This window comes from Magnetococcales bacterium (genome assembly GCA_015232395.1).
Taxonomy (GTDB): Bacteria; Pseudomonadota; Magnetococcia; order Magnetococcales; family JADFZT01; genus JADFZT01.
This window is the reverse complement of sequence record JADFZT010000041.1, coordinates 1-21,435: the sequence shown is the minus strand read 5'-3', so window position 1 is coordinate 21,435 and position 21,435 is coordinate 1. Positions and strand designations below refer to the sequence as shown.

Below are 21,435 nucleotides of genomic sequence, written 5' to 3'. Positions count from 1 at the left end.
AAATGGATTTGGCCGCGGCGAGGGTTTCTCTGGTTACGACAGGTAAAGCTGCGGGCTCGCTGTCGTCGCGTCAATTCAGCCCGTGAGTTGAACTCTGTTGCTCTTTTTTGTGAAAAATCCATCTGCCATCCTGATTTTCAATGGATCAGCGTTTTTCCACCTCTGTGCCGACCCCACCAAATCGGCTGCCGCCAAAGCTGCCAGCAGCGGCATAATCCCCTTCCTCCAGGGCAAATACTCCTCCGACAGCGGCAGCATTGAGCCCAAAAGTGCGGCCCGCCAGAGCGCCATTGGTGGCTGTTGCCAGGCTGCCGGATGCACCGATCTGGAAGCTTGCGTCACTCCCCGGGGTGATGCTGAAGGTGCCGTCGCTCATGAGGCTGGCAGAGGCGGCCTGGATGTTGAGCGCCGCTGGGTTGGCATATTCCCCGACACTGGCCAGATCGATGGCCACTTCCAGGTCGCTCACTTTACTTTGGGCAAAGTTGAGGGTGGCTTCAAAGGTGCCGCAGGAGGTGCAATACTGAAGATCGCTGGGGGTGTGAAAATCAGCCCCGGCACGACCTGCATAGTGGTAGTCGGTGCTGTTTTGGGCCAGGGTGGCGATGTTTTCGCTGCTGGTGGGTTCCCCTTCGGCAAAAAAGAGCCAGTCGTAAAAAAACGAGAAACCCTGATCATCGGTGACCATGGTGTTGGTTTGGCTGTCGCTGAAGGCGCCACTGTAATAACCCAGCTGTAGGGCCACTTTACCCGTTTCGTCTTCATATTCCCCGGTATTTATGCGGGAGAGGGGGAGGGTATCGGTGTCATCACGGCTGCTCCAGCTGTTATCCGAGCTGCCTTCCACCAAGCCGGTGATGCGGGTCACAACGCCGTCGCTCCCCTCTGCCACCAACTGACCGATCCCCCCATCCTGGGCGATGGTCAACTGTTGGGTGCCATCGGGATTGATGCCGTCAGTGGTGATATAGGGGGTGCTCACCAGGCTCCAGAGGGCGGTGGTGAGTTCGGAAAAATCCACCACCTCGTCTTCATCCAGATCGATGAACGCTGGAAGTGCCGTTTGGATTTCCGATAGATCGACCAAGCCGTCGCTGTCGGTGTCTACAAAGCTCGCTGGGAGGTTATCGCCCATCTCACTCACATCCACCATCCCATCCCCATCGCTATCGCTGATCAGGGGATATTGCGCCAGAAAGGTGGTGTAAAAACCACAGACCGCCCCCTCGGTGCAGGCCGGGGCCGAGTCATAGGTGCCTGTCCCGGAGGCATGAAGAATCTCTTCGCTGACGATATCCTGGGTGATCTCCGCCATCTCTTCGCCGGTAGCGTTGCTTGAAGCTTCTTCGGTGACCGTTTGGACGGTATTGAGGAGCCACTCCAGGCCGTTTTTAACGGTCAAAATGTCGAATGGATCGCTCTCGGTCTCTTCCTGGGTGGCGCTGCCCAAATGTTGTGCCAACGCCATTCCCGGCTCCTGCTCGGGCGTGGTTTCGGCTTTCGTAGCGGTATCAGAATCCCCCTCATCAACCCGGGTGCTCTTGTCGGCTTCCCCGTCTGTGGTGGATTCTTTTTGAGCCTTGGCAGCGCTCCCCTGATTGATCGCCTTGACCCGGCTTAAAATCTTCTTGGCATGGGCCTGCCCTTTGCTGCCAGCGGCTTGGTGGATTTCGTGCACTTCCATCGCTTGCTCGGGCATGGAGGCGTGAAAGGTGGTGGCCAGTTGGAATTCGGGATCGTGTCTGGTGGCGGTGATAAAGGCGCTCTTGGCTTCGCTGTATCGATTGTTGTCCAGATGATCCAAGCCTTGGGAAAAAGCGATCAGGGCATGGATGCTGGTGGTGTGGTGCTGGTTGACGGCATCCCGGATTTCCGGGGGGAGGGATTCGGAAGGGATGCCGATCTGGTTCAGAATGTGGTGGACCAGCTCTTTTTGGGCCTGAAAAAAGGTGCTTGTGTCAGCAGTGGTACTGGCGCTTCCCAGGTGTTGTCGGGTTTGCTCATCCAGGGTGACGGCATTGACCTGAAAAATGTCTTCAGCCTGGGCCAGGGTAGCGCTAAACAGCACCACCCAGACCAGTATCCGTTTGAGGCTTCCCATGACAAAAAAACGGGCTGAACGATAAGGGGGAGGGTAGAGGCTCATTGGACCAAATAATCCCCCATGACGATTTTTTCTGCCCGCAGCAGGCGACCGACCCTGGCGGAGCTGGCGTGATCCACCAAGCCGCTCTGGGAGAGTTTGATTTCATCCCTCAGCTTTTGCAGCTTGGCCCGTTCCAGCACCTTCACTCCGGGCACCTTGGCCAGATCGGCAATGATCATGGCGGTGATGCCTTTGGCGAGGATGTTGAATTTTTCATCTCCCTTGTGAATGAAAAGGGGGACGGCGACCGTGTTGGGATCGGCTGGCGCCTGGGAGAGGTGTTCCTCGTTGGCCAGGGCTTCCTGGATCTCCTTTTTTATCTGTTGGCTGATCAGGAGGGTGAGATGCTTGTCGATCTCTTTCTTTTTGGCGCCGACCGGGTCGATCTCCTGATAGATGCGCCACTGGGTGATGGCACTGGCGATCTCCCGGTGTTCCAGGTGGATCAGTCCCAGATAATAGGCGGCCAGAGCGTTATAGGGAAACGCCCTCTGAACCACGGTAAAAAGCGTTTTGGCCTGGTCGATGTGTCCCCCATCATAGGCCGTCAGAGCGGCGGTCATGCCAGCTGTTTCGGGGCTGGTTTTGAGGGAAAGGCGGTGCTCCTGTTTGGCAGAAAAGGTGGCTTTGTGAATGCTGTCGGGGGTGACGATCAGGGCGCTTTTGGGATAGAGCCGTTTTTCCCGATCATCGTGGGTCCACCAGGTGGCTTGCCCGTCGAACAGATGGACTTCGGTGGTGCGTTTGGGGGCATCCACCATCACAGCCAGCTTGCCGGAAGTGAAAAGCGCCCGGCCCTGGGGAGTGCGGATGGGGCCGGGGTTGCGGCGACCCTCAAGGGCAGGAAAACGATAGGCCACCATCACCCCTTGTTGCAGATTGACGGTCAACCCTTCAGCAGAGGATTCCACCGCGACAAGACTGCTGCCCCCTACATGAAAGAGATCCTCTCCGGGAAGCTCCAGACGAAAGCGACCATCGGCTCCGGTTGCGAGGAGATCACCGGGGTGGAGGTCGGCCTGTAGGGTTACCTTTCCAGAAGATTTTCCCGAAGCCGAAAGCAGGCGCACATCCCCCACTGCCAGCACCACCCGGGCCAGGGGTTTGGCGGTGGTCACCGTTGCGGTGGCGACACTCCCAGTGGCAGTCACCTCTCCAGGATCTCCAGCCAATCCCGATGGTGCGTGTTGACCAGCCAGGGAGGGGGTGGAGAGAGTCAGGCCAACCAGCAAAGCCATCCCCAAAACAGCACCCATCAAGCCATGGGCCAGCCTCTTGGCCTGGGCCTTCAATCGGGAGCGGTATGAAAAAGAGAAGATCATCATCGATTTCGCTCTTAATTGTGCAGATTGACGCCAAAATTGAGGCCAAATACGCTCTTGTCATAATCGTAGATGGTGGTGTTGGAATCGTTGCTGACAAACGAATAGCTGGCCGAAACCATATAGGTTTCATCAAAGGTTTTGTTGACCATCGCCGTTACCCCCATGCGCCGATCTTCCCGCTCATCGGGAAAGTCGGTTCCCGTGACGTTCACCGCATTGCCCTCATATGCCCGGTAGGAGAGCTTAGCCTGGAGGTAAGTATCGACCCCCAGCTCTTCGAAGTGGGCAAACCAGGTGGGGGCAATCCCCCAGGCGTCATAGGTAAACTGACTGGTTTGGGCATCCTTGCGGGTGTGGTTGCCCAGGAGGGAGATCACCTGGGGCTGGGGGGTGTCGAGTTGCCAGATGGGGGTGAGTGAAAAAGTGTGGCTGTGGTTATCCTGATCCTGGTTGGCGGTGTCATCAAAAGATTCCTCTTCAAACCGATAGCCGACCTTCAGGTTCAGGCGGTCATTCAAGGCCCAGTTGACCTCTGGGGCCAGATACCAGGCGTCGGAAAGATCGTCGTGGCCATAGTGACGGGTGATGAGGCCGGCCGGGAGCTTGAGATGATGGTTGGTGGCGAAATATTCCAGGCCGGTGGCCAAGTCAAATTGGGAATAATCAAAAGCCGCCAGACCATCATAATCGATGCGGTAGATGTTCAACCGATTGCGCCAGGCCCACTTTTCCTTTTCACCCACATCCAAGAGTAGATCCACCGTGGCGGTGACGGGAAATCCCAGACCCTTTTCCTGGGGGGTGTCGAGCACCGTAGGCAGATCATCGGATCTGACGTTGATGTTGCTGTCGTATTGGACCCCCATCGCCAAACGCAGGTTGGCGTAAAAGCGTTTATCCACCCCGGCCATTTGGCTGAGCGTTTTTTCCGCCTGCATCCGGACGCCGTCAGAAGGGTTGGCAGCCAAAATCATTTCCAACTCTCCCCGGGCGCGCTCCAGCTCGCCCAGCTGCATGAGGGCAGAGGCCTTTTCCAGGCGCACCTGGTGGAGGTCCGGGTTACGATCCAGCATCGCTTGAAATTTGGTGACGGCCAGGTCGGGCTGTTGGCTGCGCAGAGCGGTTAAGCCATACCAGTAGAGAATGTCCAGGGTGGGCACCTGGGCCGCCAGCTCCCGAAAGAGGGGCAGGGCCAGGGGATAGGCGTTGTCGTAATAGAGCGCCATGGCCTGGCGGAGCTTGCGATTGAACTGGCCGAGCTGTGCTGAACTCAGGTGATTGATCGCTTCCAGATCCTGGTCATCCATAGCCATGGCAGGGCCTGGTCCATCGGCTTTTACTGGAAAGACAGGCGCTGTAATGGCCAGGCTCACCAGAAGACCCATTCCAAGACATAATGGATGTTTTTTCATGAAGCGGGCCCTTTGGAAAACCGGTCATTGCTGTGCCGGATGGATAAATCGTTTCAATGTGTCTTGATATCTTCGGCAGGTGAGGGGCAGGGCTTGAGTTCTTAGTGGTTTTTCAGTAGGGCAGGAGCGATTCGGTTGGGTCAAAAAAGATTGCGGATCCGGGGGGTGGGAGATGTTTCGTTGGGTTAAAAAAAGAGGATTCAGACGATCAGAGGAGGCCCTTCAGGCGGTAGAGGGCGTCCAGGGCTTGGCGGGGGGTGAGGTCGTCGGGGTCGATGGCTTTGAGCTCCAGCAGGGCGGGTTCCGGGGGGGGCTCCATGAAGAGAGAGAGCTGGGTGTAGGGTTGGGCCGGGGAGGGGGGCTGTTTTTTCATCTCCGTGGCTTCAAGCTCGGTGAGTACCTCTTGGGCCCGGTTGATGACGGCGGGGGGCAGGCCAGCCAGTTGGGCGACGTGGATGCCGTAGGAGCGATCAGCGGCACCCCGGGCGATGGTGTGGAGAAAGAGAATTTTTTCCTGCCACTCCTTCACCTCCACCGTAAAATTGACGATACCCGGCTTTAAACGCTCAAGTTCGGTGAGTTCATGAAAGTGGGTCGCGAAGAGGGTTCGGGAGCGACACTTGGAGTGGATATATTCGGTCACCGCCCAAGCGATGGCCAAGCCATCCAGAGTGGAGGTGCCCCGGCCTATTTCATCGAGGATCACCAGAGAACGGGGACCGGCATGGTGGAGAATGTGGGCGGCTTCGGTCATCTCCACCATGAAGGTGGAGCGCCCCCCCGCCAGATCGTCAGCAGCACCCACTCGGGTGAAAATGCGATCGGTGAGACCGATGCGGGCCTCCCGGGCTGGGACAAAGGAGCCGGTGTGGGCCATCAACACGATCAGAGCCACCTGGCGCATGAGGGTGGATTTACCCGCCATGTTGGGGCCGGTGATGAGCGCCAAGCGGTTTTCCTCGGTATCCAAGGTGGTGTCGTTGGGTACAAAGTCGTCGTCGGCAAAGGCCTCCACCACCGGATGACGCCCCTGGCGAATGTGAATGGTGTCCTCTTCATCGACGATGGGCCGGGTATAATCCCGCTGGTCGGCGATCTGGGCAAATGCGGTCAGAAGATCCAGGGTGGCCAGTGACTGGGCCGTGCTTTGCAAAGCCTGGGCATGCCCTGCCACCTCTTGGGCCAGGGTGCTGAAGAGCTGGGCTTCAAGGGCTACCAGTCGCTCCTCGGCATGGAGAATTTTTTCCTCCTCCTCTTTCAGCTCCTCGGTGATATAACGCACGGCGTTGGCCATGGTCTGTTTGTGGATATAGTTATAGGGAACCTTATCCCGATGGGTGTTGGTCACCTGAATCGTATAGCCGAAGGTGCGGTGGAAGAGGATCCTCAAGCTGGGGATGCCGGTCTTCTCTCTTTCCTGCTTTTCCAGCTCCCCGAGATATTCTTTTCCGGCCTTGGATATTTTACGAAAATCGTCAAGGTCGGGATGAAAACCGCTCCGGATGACGTCGCCATCCTTCAGGGCTACGGGGAGGGTGTCGGCCAGGGTGGTCTGCAGCTGCTGGGAGAGCTGGTCGTGGCCGGATAGATTTTGGCCGATCTTCTGGAGCAGCGGGGGGGGATCATCTTCCCGGAAGGTGGCTTCGAGGGCTGGCAGGGCGGCCAGGGTCTGGCGGAGGGAACCCAAATCTCTCGGTGAGGCGCGGCCCAGAGCGATGCGCCCCAGGAGCCGTTCCATATCATGCACCCCCCGCAGCCCTTCCCGCACCTCTTCCCGCTGTCTTGGATGATCCAGGAGCCAGGCAACGGCGTCCTGACGTTTTCGGATGAGGGCCACATCCTGCAAAGGGCGGTTGAGCCATTGGGTCATGCGTCGCGCACCCATGGCGGTGATGGTGACATCCAACACCCCCAGGAGGCTGCCCTCCCGCCGACCATCCCGCAGGGCGCGGTTGAGTTCCAGGTTGCGGCGGCAGTTGTCGTCCAGAATCAGCGTGTCGTCCGAATAGATCCGTGAGAGTCCGGTGACGTGGGCAAAGTTGCCTTTTTGGGTCTCCCGGCAGTAGGCGATCAGCGCCCCAGCGGCTCCTTGGCAGGGGGGGGCGTCGTGAATGCCGAACCCCTCCAGAGTGGCCACCTGAAAGTGGTCAAAGAGGGTTTGTTTGGCCGTGGGTGGATCAAATTCCCAAGCCCCCAGCCCCGTGGTCCGCTCTTGCCACTCGCTTAAGGCATCAGGCAGGGTCCACTCATCGGGGATGATCACCTCGGCAGGATCAAAGCCGGAAAGCTCGGCTGCGGCTCGGTCCCAGGAGTTGACCAGACTGACCTGAAACTGCCCGGTGGAAAGATCGAGGGCGGCAATGCCGATCTCCTCTTTTTTGCCTTGGGGGGGGGCGAGAGCCGCTAGAAAGTTGTTGGAGCGGGCGGTGAGAAGGTCGTCTTCGGTGAGGGTGCCCGGAGTGACTACCCGCACCACCTCCCGGCGAACCGGACCTTTGGATTTGCCCGGGGGCTCCATCTGTTCACAGATGGCCACCTTGAATCCCGCCTGAACCAGCTTGCGTAGATAGGTCTGCACCGCATGAACCGGTACCCCGGCCATGGGAATGGGCTTGCCCCCGGATTTGCCCCGATGGGTGAGGGCAATCTCCAATACTGGTGCGGCAATTTTGGCGTCTTCCAAAAACAGTTCGTAAAAATCCCCCATCCGGTAGAAGAGCAGCAGATCCGGATAGTCCGCCTTGATGGCCAAAAACTGGGCCATCATGGGGGTTTGGCGGGGTGGCTTCATGAGCGGATGGCGTAGATGAGCCCCGGTGGAATGATCAGCTCGCCCCGGCTGGGAATTTCCAGGCAGGCGCAGTTGTCCGGCAGAGTATCCGGAGCGATCCCCGCATAAACCGCCTTCCGGTTGTCAGAAGTACGAATCCAGGAGGGGATGGGGTTATCCCGAAAGTTGCCCAGAATTTTGCCCTTCTCCACAATGGTCCAGGGGGGGATGTGAAGGATGGTCTGCTCCTCGGCATCGCTCTCGGAATTTTGAGGCTGGAAGGGGGGGGTGGCGGTTTTTTCTGCCACTTTTTCCTCTGCTTCTTCGGGAGTTGCCTGCTCTTCCTTTTTTTCAGGGGAGGAGGAGGCAGGGGGGCGTTCATCCTGGGAACCAGCCGTACGGCGAATGGTTTGCCAGATATAGAACAGCAGTGCCCCCGTGAGAATGGTATCCGGCAGCGAAATGTTTTCGCTGTTCCAGTTCTCAAGGGCGGCGCTGATGAAGAAGGCAGCCAGAGCGGCCATGATTAGGATCTTGGTGCGATTCAAGGTATTTTGGTCATTTTAGGGTTCAAGTCACATTCAGATGAGGGGTAGTCCTGTTATTTAAACCACCACCCACCTGATTCGTTTTTTTTCATACCCGGGTTAGGTCCATTTTCCCGTCTGCCGGGTTTTGACGGGCTATCTTGTCCACCCTCGTGCCGGTCCACGTACCCAGCCAAGTCTGATCAGGGTTGGTCATCCAGTCGGACCAGGCGAAAGCCGTTGCCGTAGTTTCTATTATCGGCGCGCCCCCGATAGCGGTAGCTGCAACGCAGGTTGCCGGGATTGCTGTACCACGCTCCCCCGCGCAAGATGCGAAAGTCATCGAGGCTGTTGCCTCCTTGGGGATTATCTCTGGGGGAGTTTCCATAGTAATCTTTTTCGTATTGGTCCGCCACCCATTCATAGACATTGCCGTGAAGATCGAACAGGCCGAAGCCGTTGGGGGGGAATTGTCCCACCGGGGTGGTGGCTCGGCGGTATTCCCCGGGGCTTTCATTTTTATAGGTGTAGGTGCCGTTATAGTTGGCCTGGCTTGCGGTGATTGTGCCACCAAAATGAAAGGGGGCCGCCTTGCCCACCCGGCAGGCAAACTCCCACTCCGCTTCAGTCGGCAGGCGGAATTGGTCCGGCCCCATGGTGTTGAGTCTTTGAATGAAACCCTGCACATCCTTCCAGGAGACCGTCTCCACCGGGTAGTTGTCCCCCTGACGAAATTTGGAGGGGTTGTTGCCAGCCCCCATCACCGCATTCCACTGTCCCTGGGTGACCTCATGACGACCCATCCAGTAGCTGTCCAGACAGATATCATGTACGGGGGCTTCGTCGAAATCGCCGTGGTTGCTGCCCATTTTATCACAGCCTCCGGGGATTTGGACAAAAGCCATGCCGGTGGTGGCATCACGCCAGAGCTGGTTTGATGGCGGGTTGTAGAGGGGGGGGGAGGCGCTCTCCCGATCCACTTCTTCGGGGGATTGTTCTACCGGCAGGTTTTCAGTCGCCAGATCCGCTTCGTCCGAGGTTGTCTCTTCAGGAAAGAAGCTCTCCTCATCCGCTCTTAAGGGGGGGCTGTCGGCCATCACCTCTTCCGGGGTCGATTCCCGGGAGGACCAGTTATCACGCACCTCAAGCCCCCACTTTTCCCGGGCTTGGCGAATCCGTGGATCCTGGGGGGAGATCGCTTCAGCGCGATCCAGATATTGGCTGGCACTCTGTGGGTTGGTGCTTCCGGCCCGGTCGGCCCGTGCCAGATAGTTTTCCACAATGGCGTTGATGCCCTGTTTGGCCTGCTCGTTATCCGGGTCGATCTCCAGGGCTTTGGTGTAGCGGGCCAGGGCGTTTCTTCCGGGGGGACGGGTGAGCCTGCTCGCGGCCAGATCCTTGTCGCCAAAAGCTACCAGACGTTTGGCGATGATGGTGAGCCCCGCCTTGCCCCGGCTGTTGTCGGGGTCGAGATAGAGCGCCTTCTGATAGCTGTCGAGGGCGTTTTCGCCTTCCGGTCGGGTCAGGCGGTTGGCATACAGATATTTGCGGCCTTGGTCCAGGAGCCTTTGCACCGTCTTCGGATCAGCTGGTGGGGCTGTTTTTATCCCGGATGTTGCGGTAGAGGTTTTGGTCTGGCTCTTGTTCCGGGAAGTTTGACCCGTTGTTGTCTCCGTGTCAGTTTCAGCGGAGGCTTCGATTCTGGAAGAGCTGCTGGAGCGACTTCCATAGGTTTGGGTGGCTCGTGTTCGTTGAGAGCGGGAGGTGGATTTGGCAGCAGCCACCGGGGTGACTTCCGAAGAGGAGGTGGCATCGGACTGTTTGGCCAAAACCGCCTTGGCAAGTCCCCGGAACCACTTACGGCTTTTGGAGCCCGGCTCTTCTTTTTGGGCCATTTCATGGTAGCGGTTGGCGATACGCTGCAACCCTTCATTGGCCTTTTGGTTGCCGGGATCCAGCTCCAGGACCGTGCGATATTTGAAAAAGGCGTTGTTGCCTTCCGGCTGGGAGAGGCGTTTTTGAGTGATGTCCACCTCGGCCAGGGTCAGGAGCTGTTCGACGATCACCGCAACACCTGCCCGACCATCGGGATTGTCGGGGTCAAGCCGCAAAATCTGGCGATATTTGTGTAGAGCGTTTCGACCCTTGGGCCGGGTGAGGCGCTGGGAGTTCAGGTCAGCCCGGGCCAGGGGAACCAGCTTGGCGACGATATGGTCGATGCCTGCTTGGGCTTCGCTGTTGCCTGGATCCAGCTTGAGTACGGCCTCATATTTTTCCAGGGCATTTTCCCCCTCTGGACGGGTCAGGCGCAACGAGCGCATATCCTGTCGGGCTTCGGCCAAAAGTTCCTGAACTTCCTCATGCCCGGCAGTGGGGTCTTGCTCGTCGGCGGTGGGGCCTTCAATCAACTCTTCCCGGAAGAGGGCAATGCCGGGATCATCGGGAATAATGGCGCTGGCCAGCTCCAGATGGCGTTCCACCCGGGCCATATCCTCTCCGGCGTTGCGGGCCAGATCGAGATAGCGGTTGACGATGCGTTTGAGGCCGTCGTTGGCCAGGGTGTTGTTGGGATCAAGATCCAGAACCTGACGAAATTTTTCCAGGGCGTTGTTTCCCGGTGGATGGGAGAGACGCCAGGCATCCAGATCGGCTTCAGCCCGGGCTACCAGATCGTCAATACGATCTTCCCTTTGAGCCGCTTGCTCAGCTTCTTGGGCGGCCTTTTGAGTGGCCTCTTTTTTCTGGGCAGCCTGTTGCGCTTTTTGAGTTTGGTTTGAGGCGTGTTGCGCCGATTGGGTGACTTTTTCCTGGCTTTGGTCGCTTTTCGTGGTTCCAGTGGTTTTCGACGCGGTTTTCCGGCTGTCTCTGCTTGGAGCTGCCGAAGCCGTCGATTGTTGCCCACCGCTCTTTGTCTTCGATCTCGTCAGCCCTGCCTTTTGAGAGGATTTGGCCGAAGCCGATGATCCCGCCATCGCCATCTGGGTGGGGCTCTCTCGTTCAACGGGGGAGGTGTCGGGTGGCAGAGGATCGAGGCTCAAGTCAACGATGGTGTCCGCTGACAGATTGACATCCATTTCAAAGGGTTGATAATTCTGTTTTTCCAGACGCAGCAGATGATTGCCCACCGGCACCCGTCCGGTCACAAAGGGGGTGTTGCCCAGGGGTTTGCCATCCAGCAAAACTTTGGCGCCACCGGGACGGCTGCGAATTCTCAGCACCAGGGTGTTATCCCGGGTAGCGGTCTTATTGACCTCATTGACCTTGGCGGGAGCGGGGGGCTCCACCACGGGAGGTGGGGGCTGAAACCGCTCCAGAATGGTGGCGACCGGGGTGGATGGATTTTCGGTGGTTGGCGGGCGGGTATGCCATAGATATCCCCCGGCCAGGAGCAGCCCCACCAATATGGCCGATTTCCAGGGGAGTCCTGAAGAGGCGAAGAGGGGGGGATTGACCGCACTGGCAAACTCCCCAGCCGTCGCAGGACGATTGCCCGGATCCTTGGCCAGGGACTGCATGAGCAGACTGTTTTGCCGACGACTCAGCTCTTTGAGGGGGGTGGGGTCGGCTTTGCAGACGGCGTTGCGCAGCTCCTGAAAATCTTCCGATTGAAAGGGGGGACGTCCGGAGACCAATTCGTGAAAGATCGCCGCCAGGGCATAGCGGTCTGCGGCGGGGCCGGGGGGGGGGAAACCATAATAGTATTCCGGCGCCATATAGTGCTGGGTGCGCCGCCGACCTTTGGCGCCGGTGGTGGCGCAAGCAGCGAGAATTTTGTCGGAGACCAGCTGAAAATCGAGAAGTTTGATATCCCCCTTGGGGCCCAGAATGATGTTTTCGGGCTTGAGATTGCGATGCAGGGTGGTGCGGTGGGTAAAATCCAGGGCATCCGCCAGCTGCCGAACGATGCCCGAAGCCACCGAAACCGGAACCTTGCCTTCCGGTTGGGAGCTGAGAAAATCCTGGAGGTTCAACCCTTCGACATGTTCCAACACCAAAAAATGGAAGCTTTTGGCGGCATCATATTCCAGGGTGTGGGCCGAGGCGATATGGGGGTGTTCCAGAGAGTGGACCAGCTGAAAATGGCGAATCAACTCCCCCAGCTCCCGCTCTTCACGGGTCACTTCCTGGGGCATGGGTTTGATCACCACGGGGATGCCCGAGCGGGCTTCCCGAGCCAGATAGCTAGGCCCCAGGGTGCCCTGGCCCAGTTGTTCCAGAATGGTATAGCGGCCATCCGCCAGGGTGCTGCCGTTTTCCATAAATGATTCCGAAGAATGGCGTTGCCGGGAAACAGCTTTCCCCGGAGTTTAAAAAAAGGGCATCACCGAACAGGATGAACGTGACCGGTAATCAATACCCACGGGGAGGGCAAGTATACACCACTGACTGGGAGCGGCAAAGCATTCGGTTAATCAATATCGGTCACTTGTTGGGTCATGGCTAGGGCGTGTCCCAAAAGGCTTGGGGGCCATGTTCCCGGATGGCTTGGTTCCGGGTGAAGTGCTTGGTTTCAGCGGTATGGGTTTCCACATTTAAAAATTCAAGACATGCCTCAAAAGGTTCCCCATCCCCCGGCAACCAATGAATGACAATCCCCCGCTTTTCCATCCTGCGAAACCAGGTCTCCTGGCGTTTGGCAAATTGGTGGATGGCGGAGTTTAACTTTTGGAACATGTCGTTGCGGTTGAGCTGGCCCTGGAGGTGGAGAGCTGCGAAGCGATATTCCAGGCCGAAGGCTTCCAGGGTTTTGAAGGAGACCCCTTCCTGATGGAGCCTGGCCACCTCTTCGATAAATCCTTCCTGCATGCGCGCTTTCAGGCGTTGGGTGATGCGCTTGCGCAGCTGCGTGCGTTCGAAGCGGATTCCCAGTACCAGGGGTTTGAGGGGGGGAGTTGGATGGGTTTGGGGGGGAGGGGGGGCATTGGCTTCAGCTATTTCGATGGCGCGGATGAGTCGCTCCCGGTCGATGAGGTCGGTGGTGTTGTGCTGGGTGGGGCGGGCGCGTTTCAGTCGGTTTTGAAGGATCGTTAAATCCAGGGGGGCCAGCTCTTCCCGCAGGGCTTGATTTTTTGGGGCTCTGGGGAGGTGATAATCCAGCAGGACCGCTTCCAGGTAGAGCCCGGTCCCGCCTACCAGAATCGGTAATTTTTGGCGGCTTTGGATCTCCTGAAAAGCCTGGCCGAAGAGAGTCTGAAAATCAAACAGGCTGAATTCATCCCCCGGCTCCACCACATCAATGCCGTGGTAGGGGATCTCCCCATACTCCTTGAGATCCTTGCCCGTGCCGATATCCATCCCCCGATAGACCTGCCTGGAATCAGCGGAGATGATCTCCCCGTTGAAGTGGCGGGCGAGCTGAACCCCCAAGGCGGTCTTTCCCGTCGCCGTAGCCCCCAGCACCACGATCAGATTGGTCTGAGGGGGCAGGAAAAGGTTTGGTGATGGGGCTGAGCCTGGCGTCGGGGATGTGTCCGGGTTCGGGGATGGGAGTGGGGCAGTGGTTGTCATGGCGCACCCACTCTGCCTTTAACGCCCGTGGTGGGGGTTGGCCAGGTGGTTCAATAGAAAACCACCGATACCCAGGAAAAAGGCCACCGGCGCCCAGGCTGCCAAAGCTGGAGGCAGGCGGCCTCCCAAGCCCAGAGCACTGGAAAGATCCACCAGCACAAACATGCCAAACCCCGCCAATATACCCGCCAACAAGGATTTGGTCCCCCCGCCCATACGATGCATCCGCAGGGAAAAGGGAAAGGCCAAAAGCACCGCAGAGAGGGTCGCCGCCGGATCGGCCAGCTTACGGTGGAGCATCACCCAGTAGGGGGTGGCGTCATACCCCTCGCTTTGCAAGCGGTCGGCATAGGCCCACAGCTGGTTGAAGGAGAGATATTTGGGTTGTGGTGTGGTGCGGTCAAACTGACCGGTCTTGAGGTTGACCTCCCAGAATCGATGCTGAAAGGGGTGGGGGGGCGTTTGGCCATCCATGGTATATTCGACCCCATCCACCAGATACCATTTATCCTCCCGAACTTCCCCCTTTCGGGCTTCCACCCGATTCAAAAGACGATGATCGGTATCAAAATTAAAAACCGTCACCTTGAGCAGTGCGCCATTTTCCACCGAGGTCTGCTCAGCATGAATGATTTGTTGGCCATCCCGAAGCCACAATTCACCGGTTTCCACGTTGCTGGCAGCCGGGGTGTTTTTGATGTGGTTGACCACCTGGTTGGCTGCGGAATTGGTGCGGGGGACGATCTGATCCTGCACCACCACATGCAGGCTGGCCATGATCACCCCCCCCATCAAAAAGGGGATCAATATCCGATAGATGGGCACACCACTGGCCCGCATTACGGTGATTTCATTTTGACGGGCCAGTTTGGTCAGCACGGTCAGGGTGGCCAGGAGGGCGATGGAGGGCATGAACTGGATCAAAAAAGTGGGGATCCGAAAGGCCATCAACAACATCCAGTCCGGCCAGCTGAAGTTGACCTTCTGACTATAGCGGCGGATCGACTCCATGCCGTCGAGGAGAAAAAAAAGACCGACAAAAATCCCCATGACCTTGAGGATTCCCATCAAAAAAAGATGCAAGAGATAGTGAAAGATAACTGGCATCTGGGATCAGTTTTTTCCGAAGGAGGAGTCCGGGCGCAGTAGCCGCCTGGGGAGAGTCGGCAGAACCTGTGCCAGCCATTGGGCAGCCTTGAAGGAGCGTCCCTGGGCCGTGGTCTGCATGACGTAGGCTGTGAGAAGGGCCATGAGAAGATTGGGGGTCCAAAAACCGATCAGAGGATCGGCAAGCTGTTTTTTGGCAGTCGCTTCGCCCAGAGCCAATAGCAATGAGTGGAGGATTAAAATCAACACCCCCACCACAAAACCATAGCCCCGTCCCGAGCGGTGGGATTGTTGTAAACCCAGGGGAACAGCCAGAAGTCCCAATATGAAGGTTGCCGTAGGCAGAGCCAGGCGGCGGTGCCAGAGCAGTCGGGCCTTGTGGGTCTGTTCCGGATCTCCCTCCCGGATCATGGCGGCAAGCCCCATCACCCCCAGCTGGTCGAGCTTTTCTTCATTTTTTTGGAATTTCAGCCCCAAGGAGACCCCCAGTTCCAAATCATAGGTGGCAAAGTTCATCTGCCTGAAGCCCCCATCCGCCAGCTTTTGATGGCGGCCCCCCTGCTCCAGAAAAAGGGCACTCTCCCCATCGGCCGTGAGATGAAGCTGGCCGCTCTGGGCGGTGAGGGTGACGGGTCTGTCGGGATTGCGGTTGTCGTGGATCAACAACCCCTGCAATCGCTTGCCCCCTTGATCCTGTTCGTGGACATAAATGGTCAACCCCGGTATCGCCTGGTTGAAGGTGCGGGGTTTGATGGCCAGCGTCGTGGTGGAGACCACAGCGGCCTTCAGACTGGAAAAGAGTCGGGAGGATTGGGGAATACCGATCCAGTTGAGCCACAATGAGAGCGCGGTAACCAGTAACACTAAAATTGAAATGGGCCGGGCAATCTGATAGAGACTGGTCCCGCAAGCCTTCATGACCACGATCTCGCTATCCTGGGAGAGTCTTCCCAGGGCCAGGAGAATACCGATCAGGAGGGCCATGGGCAGGCTGGCCATTAAAAACTTGGGCACCACCAGCAAGGTCATCTGACCCAGGATCGAAACCGACACGCCTTTGTTGACCCACAGGTCCACCAGGCGCAACACCTGGGGGAGCAGGATTACAAAGGTGAGCACCATCACGGCAATCAGCGTGGAGAGGGTGCACTCGATAAATAGATATCTGGAAAGACGCTTCATGGATCCTGTCGATTTCGGTGAAACAGCTTTTCAGGCCATATTAACATCATTGTGGCAGCTTTGCCGATAGGGAACCTGCCCCTGAATGCAACGAAGAGTGCCCCCGATGCGGATCAGGAGGGCCTCTGATTGATCGTGAAGAGAGGAATGCAAGATGCAAAAGCAATCGTTCAACGTGAATCTTTATGCCGGAGAAATCGTTGCCTGGAAAGGGGATACCATCGTTGCCGGGGTCTTTGAAGGGGGGGAGCCCCAGGAGGCTTTGCAACAACTCGGCGAGGGGGTGAGCGCTGAAGTGGAGCGTCAGCTCAAAGCCCAATGGATGCTGGGGAAGAGCGGTGAAAGCCTGATGATTCCCCTGGATTCCGACAGCGGTTTGAAGGCAAACAGGCTTTTGCTCGTTGGTTTGGGCAAACCAAATCGGATCACCCTGGAAACATGGCGGGCTGTGGGGGGACGGCTGATGGGGCTTGCGCGCAAATCCGCCATCAAGAGCTACTGTCTGCTTTTGGCTCTCGATAAATGCAATGGCATCAAACGATCCCAGGCTGCGGCGGCTCTTACCGAAGGGGCATTTCTGGGAAATTATCGCTTTGACCACTATCGGGACACCCAGGAAGAGCCCGCTGGTTCCTTGAAAAAGCTCTCCCTGGCGGTAGATGGAAAAAATGAAAACAAATGGGCCAAGCGCCTCTCCCGGGTGGAGCAAATCGCCCAAGGGGTCGCCCTGGCCCGGGATCTGGGTAACCAACCGGGCAATATGCTCAACCCGGAAGTGTTGGCGAACGAAGCCAAAAAGCTGGGGGAGGCCTATGGCATCAAGACCACCATCCTGGCAGAAAAAAGCCTCAAGCGTCGGGGGATGAATGCCATTCTGGCCGTGGGGCAGGGGAGCGCCAATCCTCCCCGGCTCATCACCATGGAATACCGCAAGGGGGGGGATGCCCCGTTGCTGGCGGTGGTGGGTAAGGCGGTCACCTTCGACTCCGGGGGGATCTCCCTCAAGCCTGGTGGCAAGATGGAGGAGATGAAGTTTGACATGAGCGGTGGTGGAACGGTGATGGGCTTTATGCGGGCCATCGCCGGGATGGAACTCCCCATCAATGTCGTGGGGATTATCCCAGCGGCGGAAAACATGCCTTCAGGTACGGCCCAGCGCCCGGGAGACATCATCAAAACCGCCAAGGGGGTGTTTGTCGAGGTGATCAACACCGATGCAGAGGGTCGCTTGGTATTGGCGGACGCTCTGCACCACGCCGAAAGCTTCAAGCCCCACACCATCATCGATCTGGCGACTCTGACGGGCGCGTGTGTGGTGGCGTTGGGTCAGCACGCCTGTGGTTTGATGGGCAATAACCAGGATCTTTTGGCGCGCCTGCAACAGGCTGGTGAAAAGAGCGGTGAGCGGGCTTGGCCACTGCCTCTTTTTGATAGCTACCAGGAGCAGATCAAATCGCTGGTGGCGGATGTTCGCAACGTAGGAGATCGGGCAGCGGGCACCATCACGGCGGCTTGTTTCCTCTCCCGTTTTGTCGAAAAAGGACGTCCCTGGGCCCACCTGGATATCGCTGGCACCGCTTGGGATACCAGCGGCAAACGCCCTCATGTTCCCAAGGGTTCGGTGGGGTTTGGGGTGCGGCTGTTGTGTGAATTTGTCAAAAAACCTCTGGAGTGATCCATCATGGCCCGCAGCCGGGAAGGCCAACCGACCGCCCGTTTTTATCAGCTGGGAGCCACTCCCCTGGAGCGCGCTTTGGCCCGAATTGCCACCAAGGCTTTCGAAAAGGGACTTAAATCCTGTGTGGTCGCGGGAGATGGCCATCGCGCCATGCACCTGGATGATCTGTTGTGGCGGGAACCGGTGGACGGTTTTTTGCCCCACGGCATTCATGGTCGGGATGAAGCCGAGCGGCAACCGGTGCTGCTCTCATCCACCCCCCAGGATATGAACGGGGCCACGGTGGCCATCCTGGCTGCCCCTATTCCTTTGCCGGATCCCCAACGATTCGACTTGATCATCGATTTTGTCGATGGCGACAATCCCAACGCCCTGGCCATGAGTCGGGAGCGTTATCGCCACTATCGGGATCGAGGCTGCGACATGGAATATTGGATCCAGACCCCGGATGGCGCCTGGAAGAAAAAATGAACCCAATGAAGCGACTCTCGGGAGGCTGGTTGGTTTTTCAGGAGGCTGGCCGGAAAGGGTCAATCCTGGGTTCAGTGGGACTGGGGAAGGGCGTTGTGTTGGGATCAGAGGGGTCAGATCGGTATGGGGGAGTAGACTGAAAGACCAATCAGGAAGCCATCCATCTGTTCTTTGCAATAGACCACAAAGCAGGAAAAGGCGTTGGCGCCATACTCTCCCGAAAGCTCCAGGGTAACCATCTCACCAGGCATGATCGGCTGGGTTTTGGAGAGAATGCCAAATCCCTTCAAGCTGATATCCACCAGAGAGACCGGATAGCCCAAACCTTCGTGGATCAGCATGCCCCGGGAGCGGGAGGAGCGACGTTGATGTCCTCGCCGATTGTCGAGGTTGTCCGCTGGTGTCAGTGGCTTCCGGGGTGTTTGGGAGCCGGTGGTGGTCATGATGGGGTTCTCCAGAAAATTTTTGACTGAATGCGTATTATTTATAGTTTTTGAGGATACGGTAAAAATGGATATTTAGCAGCATAATAAATTCCCTTCCTGATCCTGGCTCGGATCTTCGGTCAAAAAAAACATTCGATCAAAGAGTTGCGTCGCTATCTGCCACACGTTGGATCAACACCGTGGCCATGGCGGCGACCCCTTCGTTGCGACCGGTAAAGCCCAACTTTTCGGTGGTGGTCGCTTTGATGTTGATCTCATCCGGAGTGATTTCCAGAATATCCGCCAGGATGCGGCGCATCTGGGGCATAAAGGGGGCCAGCTTCGGTTTTTGGCAGATGATGGTGCTATCCAGATTGACCGGTCGATAGCCCCTTTCTTTAAGGAGAGCGTGGACGTGGGCCATGAGCTTGCAGCTGTCGATCCCTTTATAGCGGCTGTCGCTGTCAGGAAAATGTTGTCCGATATCTCCCAAGCCTGCAGCTCCCAGGAGGGCGTCCATCAGGGCATGGATCAGCACGTCGGCATCGGAATGACCTAACAGCCCCTGATGGTGGGGAATGTGTACCCCTCCCAACATCAAGGGTCTGCCATCGATCCAGCGGTGTACGTCGAACCCCTGTCCCACGCGTATATTCATGATATCTCCTGCTGCAAGAGAAATTCCGCCAGATGGCGCTCCTCGGGTCGGGTAATCTTGAGGTTGCGGGCATCCCCCGTCACCACTTTGGGTTGAATACCCAGCCGTTCCAACAGAGAGGCATCGTCGGTACCTGTATAATGATCGCGCCTGGCTTGCTCGTGGGCATCCATAATCAACCGGTAACGGAAAATTTGAGGGGTTTGAGCCAGCCACAGGGTAGAGCGGTCGAGGGTTTTTTCGATAGCGCCTTCGGCGTTTACCTGTTTCACGGTATCCTGGGCGGGAATGGCGGCGATGAGGGCGTCACTCTCCTTTCGGGCATCCAGTAGCCTGGCCAGGAGAGACGGGTAAACCAGGGGGCGGACTCCGTCATGGATCCCGATCCACTCCGGTGGGGTGTTCATCCCCTCTTCCGGTGAATCGGACTGTAGGCGCTTCAGGGCCAGATAGACCGAATCCTGACGCTCCACACCACCCAATACCGGCGGCAGCACCTTGGGCAGTGTCGACAGATGGGGGCCGATCCACTCTTCCCAGAGTTCTTTTCCATCCGGGGCGATCACCGGCAGGATATAGGGAATGAGAGGCGTGCCGTGGAGATGGGCCAGGGTATGGTAAAGAATAGGCTTGCCCCCAAGCTCAATATACTGCTTGGGGCGTTCGCCACCAAAGCGGTGTCCCTGGCCTGCCGCCACCACGATCATGGGGCAGAGAGATCTTTCATCAATAGGCTCTATGATTTTCATGATGAATGGAGTAGAAAAAACGGATACCCTTTTGTCAACCGGGGATTCCATTTTCGGGAGCGGGGCATGACCGAGTATTTGTTCTGGGCGGCGGTGGGCGGCTATGGCATTGGGGCTGCTCTGGTCATTTTGAATCACCTGAGGGGCAGCTATCACCCCGCTGTCATTCCGTGGTGGCTGGTGGCTGGTGGCTGGTTGGCCCAGGTGGGGATCATTGTCCCCCAGGTGGCTGAAAGCCAGGGCCAGATGCCGTTTAATCTTTCCATCTCTCTGGAATGGTTGGCACTGGTATTGGGTTTTCTCTATTTGGCCGGATGGCGCTTGCGTCGCCAGGAAGCCCGCTCGGTCGGGGTGTTGCTGCTACCGCTGATGTTGATCCTGCTTCTGGTTTCCCAGCTGTTGCCAAGCCAGGAGGTGCCGTTGAGGGAGATGGTCGATCCCTGGCTGGTATCCCACATGGTTCTTTCCATGGTGGCCTATGGCATTTTGAGCGTGGCCGCGATTCTGGCTCTGCTCTCTGCCTTTCAGGAGCACGCTCTGCGTACCAAACACCTGGGGCGGATGTTTACCATGCTGCCGCCATTGGATGCCGTGGAGGAGGTTCTCTTCTTTAGTGTGCGTCTGGGGTTCTTCCTTCTCACCTTGAGCATTCTCACGGGTGCGGTCTTTTCCAAGCAGTTCCTGGGGGTCTATTTTGCATTCAGCCACAAGGTGATCTTTTCCTGGGCCACCTGGCTGGTTTTCGGCAGTTTGCTTCTGGGGCGCCATTATCAGGGGTGGCGTGGGGGGCGGGCGGTGCGGTTTACCCTCTCTGGCTATGGCTTCCTGGCCTTGGCCTGGCTGGGGGTGAAGTTCGTGACGGAGTTTGTGTTGGGAGGGTCGGGTTTGAATTAATCTGAAATTAAATTGGGTCAAAAAGGGGTGTGTTTTGTTAAGTGATTGAAATTCAATCGAAATATCATTTAATTTTGTATGTTGACCACCCCCCCCTGTTGGGTTAGTATCTGCGGGCTCTTGAGGAACGGCACACAGCAACTCCTCAAAAGGCTCTCCGGGAAAAGGCAACAGCACTCCCCGAGAGACTCTAGCGAAAAAGGCAACAGCACTTCGCAAGAGATTGCTCTTTGACAGGACGAGGTAATCATCGGTGTGGGCGCTTGATTTGGCGTTTGGTCTTCAGCTTTAAACTAAGACCTGACTTTCGAATTAAGAGTTCATACTCTAGTGTTTGTAAGTTAGGTGCGTAAACTCTGAATATATTCGGAGAGTTTGATCCTGGCTCAGAACGAACGCTGGCGGTACGCTTAACACATGCAAGTCGAACGGTAACAGGCTCTTCGGAGTGCTGACGAGTGGCGAACGGGTGAGTAACACGTGGATACCTACCCTGGGGTCTGGGACAACACCTTAATTTCACAAAAGCGCATTTTTATTCAGCCAAACTCCGCAAGGCTCGGAAACAGCTCCAAAAGCCAGA

Annotated in this window: 15 protein-coding genes and 1 rRNA gene; 4 read left to right on the top strand and 12 right to left on the bottom strand. The window is 57.3% G+C overall.

The features are described from left to right. Positions 1 to 145: 145 nt before the first annotated feature. From HQL52_12170 to lptF, 9 genes are all read right to left on the bottom strand, one after another. Complete coding sequence (locus HQL52_12170; protein ID MBF0370202.1) at positions 146 to 2,146, bottom strand: hypothetical protein; 2,001 nt, start codon at positions 2,144 to 2,146, stop codon at positions 146 to 148. After that, the gene (locus HQL52_12165; protein MBF0370201.1) at positions 2,143 to 3,471 is read right to left on the bottom strand and encodes a hypothetical protein; all 1,329 of its coding nucleotides are present in this window, start codon (positions 3,469 to 3,471) and stop codon (positions 2,143 to 2,145) included. Before HQL52_12165 ends, HQL52_12170 begins: the two co-directional genes overlap by 4 nt. Positions 3,472 to 3,482: 11 nt before the next feature. Beyond that, entirely contained in the window at positions 3,483 to 4,784 is a 1,302-nt protein-coding gene (locus HQL52_12160; GenBank protein ID MBF0370200.1) for a DUF560 domain-containing protein, read from the bottom strand. A gap of 307 nt (positions 4,785 to 5,091) precedes the next feature. Further along, complete coding sequence (gene mutS / locus HQL52_12155) at positions 5,092 to 7,674, bottom strand: DNA mismatch repair protein MutS (GenBank protein MBF0370199.1); 2,583 nt, start codon at positions 7,672 to 7,674, stop codon at positions 5,092 to 5,094. Then, complete coding sequence (locus HQL52_12150; GenBank protein ID MBF0370198.1) at positions 7,671 to 8,177, bottom strand: hypothetical protein; 507 nt, start codon at positions 8,175 to 8,177, stop codon at positions 7,671 to 7,673. The genes mutS and HQL52_12150 overlap by 4 nt, the downstream gene beginning before the upstream one ends. A 206-nt stretch (positions 8,178 to 8,383) precedes the next feature. Then, positions 8,384 to 12,439 (bottom strand): SUMF1/EgtB/PvdO family nonheme iron enzyme, encoded by a 4,056-nt coding sequence (locus tag HQL52_12145; GenBank protein ID MBF0370197.1) that lies wholly within the window; start codon positions 12,437 to 12,439, stop codon positions 8,384 to 8,386. A gap of 181 nt (positions 12,440 to 12,620) precedes the next feature. Then, positions 12,621 to 13,688, bottom strand: coding sequence for a tRNA (adenosine(37)-N6)-dimethylallyltransferase MiaA (gene miaA, locus HQL52_12140; GenBank protein ID MBF0370196.1), 1,068 nt, complete (start codon positions 13,686 to 13,688; stop codon positions 12,621 to 12,623). Between the two features lie 18 nt (positions 13,689 to 13,706). Then, positions 13,707 to 14,795, bottom strand: a complete 1,089-nt coding sequence (gene lptG / locus HQL52_12135) for an LPS export ABC transporter permease LptG (protein ID MBF0370195.1) — start codon at positions 14,793 to 14,795, stop codon at positions 13,707 to 13,709. 6 nt (positions 14,796 to 14,801) lie between these two features. Further along, a complete protein-coding gene (gene lptF / locus HQL52_12130) occupies positions 14,802 to 15,977 on the bottom strand; it encodes an LPS export ABC transporter permease LptF (protein ID MBF0370194.1) in 1,176 nt (391 codons plus the stop codon). 154 nt (positions 15,978 to 16,131) lie between these two features. On the opposite strand from lptF, the gene HQL52_12125 reads away from it, so the two are divergent. Together HQL52_12125 and HQL52_12120 are read left to right on the top strand one after the other, a co-directional pair. Continuing rightward, positions 16,132 to 17,652, top strand: a complete 1,521-nt coding sequence (locus HQL52_12125; protein ID MBF0370193.1) for a leucyl aminopeptidase — start codon at positions 16,132 to 16,134, stop codon at positions 17,650 to 17,652. A gap of 6 nt (positions 17,653 to 17,658) precedes the next feature. Then, entirely contained in the window at positions 17,659 to 18,126 is a 468-nt protein-coding gene (locus HQL52_12120) for a DNA polymerase III subunit chi (protein ID MBF0370192.1), read from the top strand. A 113-nt stretch (positions 18,127 to 18,239) separates the two neighbouring features. On the opposite strand, the gene HQL52_12115 is transcribed toward HQL52_12120, so the two are convergent. The 3 genes from HQL52_12115 to ispD form a co-directional block, all read right to left on the bottom strand. Continuing rightward, positions 18,240 to 18,569, bottom strand: a complete 330-nt coding sequence (locus tag HQL52_12115) for a PilZ domain-containing protein (GenBank protein MBF0370191.1) — start codon at positions 18,567 to 18,569, stop codon at positions 18,240 to 18,242. 139 nt (positions 18,570 to 18,708) lie between these two features. Next, complete coding sequence (locus tag HQL52_12110) at positions 18,709 to 19,209, bottom strand: 2-C-methyl-D-erythritol 2,4-cyclodiphosphate synthase (GenBank protein ID MBF0370190.1); 501 nt, start codon at positions 19,207 to 19,209, stop codon at positions 18,709 to 18,711. Then, complete coding sequence (gene ispD, locus HQL52_12105) at positions 19,206 to 19,958, bottom strand: 2-C-methyl-D-erythritol 4-phosphate cytidylyltransferase (GenBank protein ID MBF0370189.1); 753 nt, start codon at positions 19,956 to 19,958, stop codon at positions 19,206 to 19,208. Before ispD ends, HQL52_12110 begins: the two co-directional genes overlap by 4 nt. 66 nt (positions 19,959 to 20,024) lie before the next feature. Here ispD and ccsA point away from each other — a divergent pair, with 66 nt between their 5' ends. Together ccsA and HQL52_12095 are read left to right on the top strand one after the other, a co-directional pair. After that, a complete protein-coding gene (gene ccsA / locus HQL52_12100) occupies positions 20,025 to 20,852 on the top strand; it encodes a cytochrome c biogenesis protein CcsA (GenBank protein MBF0370188.1) in 828 nt (275 codons plus the stop codon). 363 nt (positions 20,853 to 21,215) lie between these two features. Continuing rightward, positions 21,216 to 21,435: ribosomal RNA gene (locus tag HQL52_12095) — 16S ribosomal RNA — on the top strand; the annotation flags it as partial.